Genomic DNA, 5,813 nt, shown 5'->3' with positions numbered 1-5,813 from the left:
GCGCGGCCGGTACGGAGGTCGGCCGGATCATCCGGCGGATCTCCCTGGACACCATGCCGTACCTGCTGGACCACTGCTTCTTCGTGCAGCCCGACGACTGGCCGGACCCGGAGGACCGGTGGCCGGTGGTGCCGGCGACCGCCCTGGTCGCGCACATGATGGAGGCGGTGGAGCAGCTCGTGCCCGGCGTCCCGGTGGTGGCGGTGCACGACGCGAAGTTCAACAGGTGGCTGATCGCCGAACCGGCCACCGACGTGGAGATCGTGGTCCGCACCGCCGGCCCGAACCGGTCCTCGGTCGCCTTCGCCGGGTACGCCCGGGCGACGATCGAGGTCGGCACGGCGTACCCGACGCCGCCGCCGGTCTGGACCCACGACCCGGCCACCGAACGCCCGCCGACCCTCGGCGCCGCCGAGATGTACGCGGAGCGGCTGATGTTCCACGGGCCGCAGTTCCAGGGCGTGACCGAGGTGCACGCGCTCGGCGACATGCACGTACGCGGCATCGTCACCGCGCCGGTGCCACCGGGGGCGCTGCTGGACAACGCCCTGCAGCTCATCGGCAACTGGCTGATCACCACCCAGCCGTTCCGCACGGTGGCGCTGCCGGTGGGGCTCGGTCAGGTGCGGTTCTACGGGCCGCCGCCGCCGGCCGGCCGGGCGTTCGAGTGCGTCGCCCGGGTCCGCGCCATCGACGACGGGAAACTCGTCGCCGACACCCAGCTCAGCTACCAGGGGCGGGTGTGGTCGGAGATCGAGGGCGCGACGGACCGCCGGTTCGACAGCCACCCGCAGGCCCGGGTCGCGGAGCGGTTCCCCGAGCGGCACCCGATGTCGCTGTTGCAGCCCGAGGGCTGGACGATGGCCTTCGACTGCTGGACCGACCTGGTCACCCGGGGCATGGCCGCCCGGGGCATCCTCGGCGGGGCCGCCTACGCCGACTACGAGCGGCAGCCGGCCAAGACCCGCAAGCAGTGGATGCTGGGCCGGATCGCCGCCAAGGACGCGGTCCGGGCCCGGCTGTGGGAGGACGGCCACACCGACATCTACCCGATCGAGCTGACCGTCGGCAACGACCCGGACGGCCGGCCCTGGGTACGCGGACGGCCCGGTCGGGGGCTCGGCGACTGCGACGTCTCCCTGGCGCACTGCGCGGAGATCGGGGTGGCGATCGCCCGCCGCCGGGCACCCGACGCGGTGCCCGGGGGCCCCGGCGTCGGCATCGACGTCGCGGAGGTCACCGACCACCCGGAGAGTACCCTCACCTTCGCCCTCACCCCGGCCGAGTTGACCCTGCTGGCCTCGCTGGCCGGCGGGAACGTCGAGGCCCGCCGGCTGTGGTTCACCCGGTTCTGGGCCGCCAAGGAGGCGGTCGCCAAGGCCGAGGGGACCGGGCTGGACGGCTCGCCGCGCCGGTTCCGGGTCTACTCGGCCACCGACTCGGGGCTGACCGTCGAGATCGGTGGTCGGGCCTACCGGGTCGGCCACCGTGACGTCGCCAACCCCGAGGACCTGCCGCCGCGCCGGTACGTCGTCGCCTGGACCTGGGGGCCGGAGCCGGCACCCGCCACCCCGCCCGGGGTGTCCCGGCCGTGAGCCGGCACCCGGAACGCAGCACCGCCCAACCCATCCGATCAGCAGAAGGAGCAACGCCCATGCCCTCGGCCCAGGACACCATCCTCGCCGACCTCACCGAGATGATCGACGCCGTGCTGGGCGACTTCGCGGACGACCAGGTGGTCACCATGGACACCACGTTCTCCGAGGACCTGGGCATGGAGAGCATCGACGTGGTCGCGCTCGCCGGCCGGCTCCAGTCCCGCTACGGCGACACGGTGAACTTCGCCCACTTCGTCGCCAAGCTCGACCTGGAGACCGTCCGGGAGTTGAAGGTCGGGCAGCTCGTGACGCACATCGCCGAGTCGTTGGGGCAGGCCGACGAGGTCGGGGCGGGCAGCCGGTGACCATGGTCCGGGCGAACGGGATCACGCTGCACACGCAGCGGCTCGATCCCCCCGGTCCGGCCGCCGACGGCCGGACCGGGCCGACGCCGACCGCCGTGCTGATCCACGGGATGGCGTCGGACACCATGGCGAGCTGGTACTTCACCCTGGCCGAGCCGTTGTCCCGGGCCGGTTTCCCGACCGTCCTGTACGACCTGCGCGGCCACGGGCGCAGCGACCGTCCCGCCACCGGGTACGCCCTGGACGACTTCGTCGACGACCTGGCGGGGCTGCTGGCCGCCCAGGACGTCACCGGTCCGCTGCTGTTGCTGGGCAACTCGTTCGGCGGCACCATCGCCTTCGGCTACGCCGCCCGGCATCCGGAGCGGGTCGCCGGCATCGTGACGATCGAGTCGGCGCCGCCGACCCCGGAGTGGATGCGGCGGGTCCGCGAGCGGCTCGCCCGCGTCGCCGCGAGGCTGCCCCGCGACGGGGCGGTCACCGAGATCGGGGTGCGGCGGGGCCGGGTCGCCGCGCAACGGGCCGCCGAGACGCAGCGGATGCTCTCCGACACCACGCTGGCGCAGGAGCTGCCGGCGAGCCCGCTGCCGCCCGCCGGGGCGTTGGCCGCGATCGGCTGCCCGGTGCTCTGCCTCTACGGCGGGGACTCGGCGGTGGTGGAGCTGGCCCCGGCGGTCCGCGAACTGCTGCCGCAGACCCGGGTGGAGGTGCTGCCCGACCAGCGGCACACGGTGCTGATCGACCGGCCGGAGGAGGTCCGCCGGCTGGTCTTCGCCTGGCTCGCCGAGGACTGCTCGCTCGACGTGACCCAATCCACCACCGCATGACGACGCGACACCCAGGAGGTCTTCCGATGGACACCCCGATCACCGGCCGGTCGATCATCATCAGCAACGGTCGGTGCGGATCCACGCTGTTGTCCGACCTGATCCACGAGGAGCCGGACACCCTGTCGGCCCAGGAGTTCTTCATGTCGGTCGCGCCGTGGGCCCGCAGCGCCGAGGTGCTCACCGGTGCCGAGTACTGGGCGGTGCTGGCCAGCCCCAAGGCGGAGCTGTCCACCCTGTTCCGGATCGGGCTGCCGCCCAAGGAGGTCCGCTACCCGGCCGCGGGCCGGTGGGCCGACCGGCTGACCGAGCTGCCGCGCATCCTGGCGATCACCCTGTCGAAGCTGACCGCCGACCCGGACGCGTTGTTCGACCAGCTCGCCGAGCGGGTGCCGCAGTTCCGCACCCAGACGGTGGCCCAGCACCACCACGACTTCCTCGACCTGCTCGCCGTGCTGACCGGCAAGACCCGGTGGGTGGAACGCTCCGGCGGCTCCAGCCACGTGGCGCCGTACCTGCTGCGGGGCTTCCCGGACTGCAAGGTCGTCTACCTGACCCGCAACTGGGAGGACACCGCCCGGTCGATGAGCCGGCACTCGTCGTTCCAGCTCATCCAGTTGCGGGTGGAGTTCCTCGGCCGGTGCGGGCTGGACCCGTTCCGGGTGGGCGCGGACCAGACCGTGCCGGAGGACCTCCAGCCGTACCTGCCGGACCGGCTGACCGCCGACGCGCTGCGCGAGCGGGGTCAGGACCTGCGCCGCTACCTCGGGTTGTGCGCCTTCATGAGCAGCCAGGCCGACCAGGCGCTGCGGGACGTGCCCCCGGAGCACCTGCTGCGCATGTCCTACGAGGACCTGGTCGCCGACCCGGTGGCCGAGCTGACCGGGCTCGGCCGGTTCCTGGACTTCCCCGACCCGTCCGGGTGGGCCGAGCGGATGGCGTCGCGCGTCGTCGCCCCGGCTCCCCGGAAGTTGCCGGCCGCCGTCTGAGCGGTCCCTGTGTGTCCCTGCCCGTTCCCGGGTCCGCCTCCGCCGGGCCCGGTAACGGGTGTCCACCTTCCTGCGAAAGAGAGATTGTTGGTGAATCCACTCCGGTTCTCCGCACGGCGGTTGTCGACCGCCGTCGCCGTACTCGGGCTCGGGTCGGTGTTGGCGGTTCCCTCGGCGGCGCTCGGTGCGCCACTCGACGCCGCCGACCCCGGCAGCGCGGCCAGCGCGGCCGGCGCGCAGCAGAGCAGTCCGCAACTGCTCGCCAAGGCCCAGCCGGACGAGTGCTTCGCCGGGATCGGGCTGCCGTACCCGGCCGGGCCGCCGTGCGCCGACGGCAAGGCCAAGGTCAACCAGGCGTACCTGTGGGGGATGACCCGGGCCGGCAAGATGCTGTGGTTCGGCACCGGAGCGAACGTCAACTGCCTGACCAGCGGCCGGGCCCTGCGCAACACCACGCCGACGGTCAACGACGACTGGGTCTGCGAGTACGGCGAGAGCCAGGTCGCCAAGCGCAACCCGCAGCTGCCGCCGATCCTCGGCGACCACCGGCAGCCGCGCCTCTACACCTACGACACCCGCGCCAACAAGCTGGTCGAGAAGACCGACCTGGTGAAGGCGGCCTCCACCGAGGACGCCAACCGGTTGCAGACCACCGCGGGCATCCGGGCGGCCGGCAACTTCAACGGGGTGGCCCTGCTGGGCGGCCCGGCGCTGGGCACCAGCGTCAACCTGTTCGCGTTCGACACCGACACGGGCGCGTTCCTCGGCTCCCGCAACTTCCCGATGTACGGCAACATCCGGCACTTCACGGTGGCCGGTGACGCCCTGTACGCCGGGGTGGGCGTCGGCGCGAACGGTGGCGAGCGCGGCAACGTGCTGCGTTGGACGGGCAGCAAGTCCGACCCGTTCGCGTTCACGGTGGTGGCGAACCTGCCGGCGCAGGCCGCCGACCTCACCGTCCACCAGGGGCGGCTGTTCGTGACCACCTGGCCGGGCTCGGACGCCGAGCTGGCCGGCCCGACCGCCGGTGCCGCCGCGCCGCCGCCGAGCATCGCGGCGGTCTGGATGAGCCCGCCGCTCGCGTCGGGCGCGCCGGGGCTGAACCCGGAGGACGCCGACGGCTGGCAGCAGGTGTGGAACGTGTCGGAGTACGAGCCGGACCCGGTGGTGGCCCGCGCCTACGCCCTGGGCGGCCTGGCCTCCTACGGCGGTTTCCTCTACTGGGGCACGATGCACGTGCCGATGAAGGCGACCACGGTGCACATGGCGACCTACCCGCCGGCGGACGAGGCGGCGGCCCAGGCCACCATCCAGAACACCCAGCGGTCGATCAGCATCTACCGGGGCCGCAACTTCGGCTCCCACTTCGAGAAGGTCGACCTGTTGTACGGCGCGACGGAGCTGCCCGCGTACGACCCGACGGCCAACAACGGGGCCGGGGCGTGGGCGTTGCAGTCGACGCACCAGACGCCGAAGTTCGGGCCGCCCGGTTTCGGCAACCCGTACAACAACTACACCTGGAAGATGGTGGTGGCCGGCGGGAAGCTGTACGTCGGCACGATGGACTGGAGCTACCTGGCCAAGGAGCTGGGCAAGGAGACCGCCGCCGAGCTGGGCCTGTCACCGGCGCTGGCCGACGACCTGGCCCGCGCGCCGATGGACGCGGCCGGGATGCGCGCGAGCGCCCTGCCGGAGGCGGTCTACGGCGGTGACCTGTACGCCTTCTCGTCGCCGACGAAGGCGGCGACGACGGTGGACAATACCGGGTTGGGCAACTACCTGAACTACGGCATCCGCAACATGGTCGCCGACGGCCCGACGCTCTACCTGGGCATGGCGAACCCGATGAACCTGCGGGCCGACCCGACGGACGACGTGCCCGAGGGTGGTTGGGAGCTGCTCCGGCTGCGGGGCTACTGAGCTGGCGGGACGCCGGCCCGGCGACAGCGTCGTCGCCGGGCCCGCGGCCCCCGCCCGCCCCCGCGCGGGGGGTGGCGCGCGCCCCGTGCCGAAGCCAGGCGCGGCCCGGACCGT

The 5,813-nt window shown here is 73.0% G+C and carries 5 protein-coding genes; all 5 read left to right on the top strand.

What is annotated here, in order from left to right:
* On the top strand, nt 1-1,595 hold a 1,595-nt coding region (locus tag ACOJTC_RS17215; RefSeq protein ID WP_420117643.1), incomplete at its 5' end, for a 4'-phosphopantetheinyl transferase superfamily protein.
* 59 nt (nt 1,596-1,654) lie between these two features.
* On the top strand, nt 1,655-1,963 hold the full coding sequence (locus ACOJTC_RS17210; protein WP_204923167.1) for an acyl carrier protein: 309 nt from the start codon (nt 1,655-1,657) through the stop codon (nt 1,961-1,963).
* Between the two features lie 2 nt (nt 1,964-1,965).
* Entirely contained in the window at nt 1,966-2,790 is an 825-nt protein-coding gene (locus ACOJTC_RS17205) for an alpha/beta fold hydrolase (protein ID WP_420117642.1), read from the top strand.
* Between the two features lie 26 nt (nt 2,791-2,816).
* Nucleotides 2,817-3,779, top strand: coding sequence for a sulfotransferase domain-containing protein (locus tag ACOJTC_RS17200; RefSeq protein WP_420117641.1), 963 nt, complete (start codon nt 2,817-2,819; stop codon nt 3,777-3,779).
* 90 nt (nt 3,780-3,869) lie between these two features.
* Nucleotides 3,870-5,699, top strand: coding sequence for a hypothetical protein (locus tag ACOJTC_RS17195; protein WP_420117644.1), 1,830 nt, complete (start codon nt 3,870-3,872; stop codon nt 5,697-5,699).
* The last annotated feature ends 114 nt before the right edge of the window (nt 5,700-5,813 follow it).

Source organism: Micromonospora sp., from assembly GCF_048594385.1.
GTDB lineage: Bacteria > Actinomycetota > Actinomycetes > Mycobacteriales > Micromonosporaceae > Micromonospora > Micromonospora wenchangensis.
This window is presented reverse-complemented; position numbering and strand designations above follow the sequence as displayed.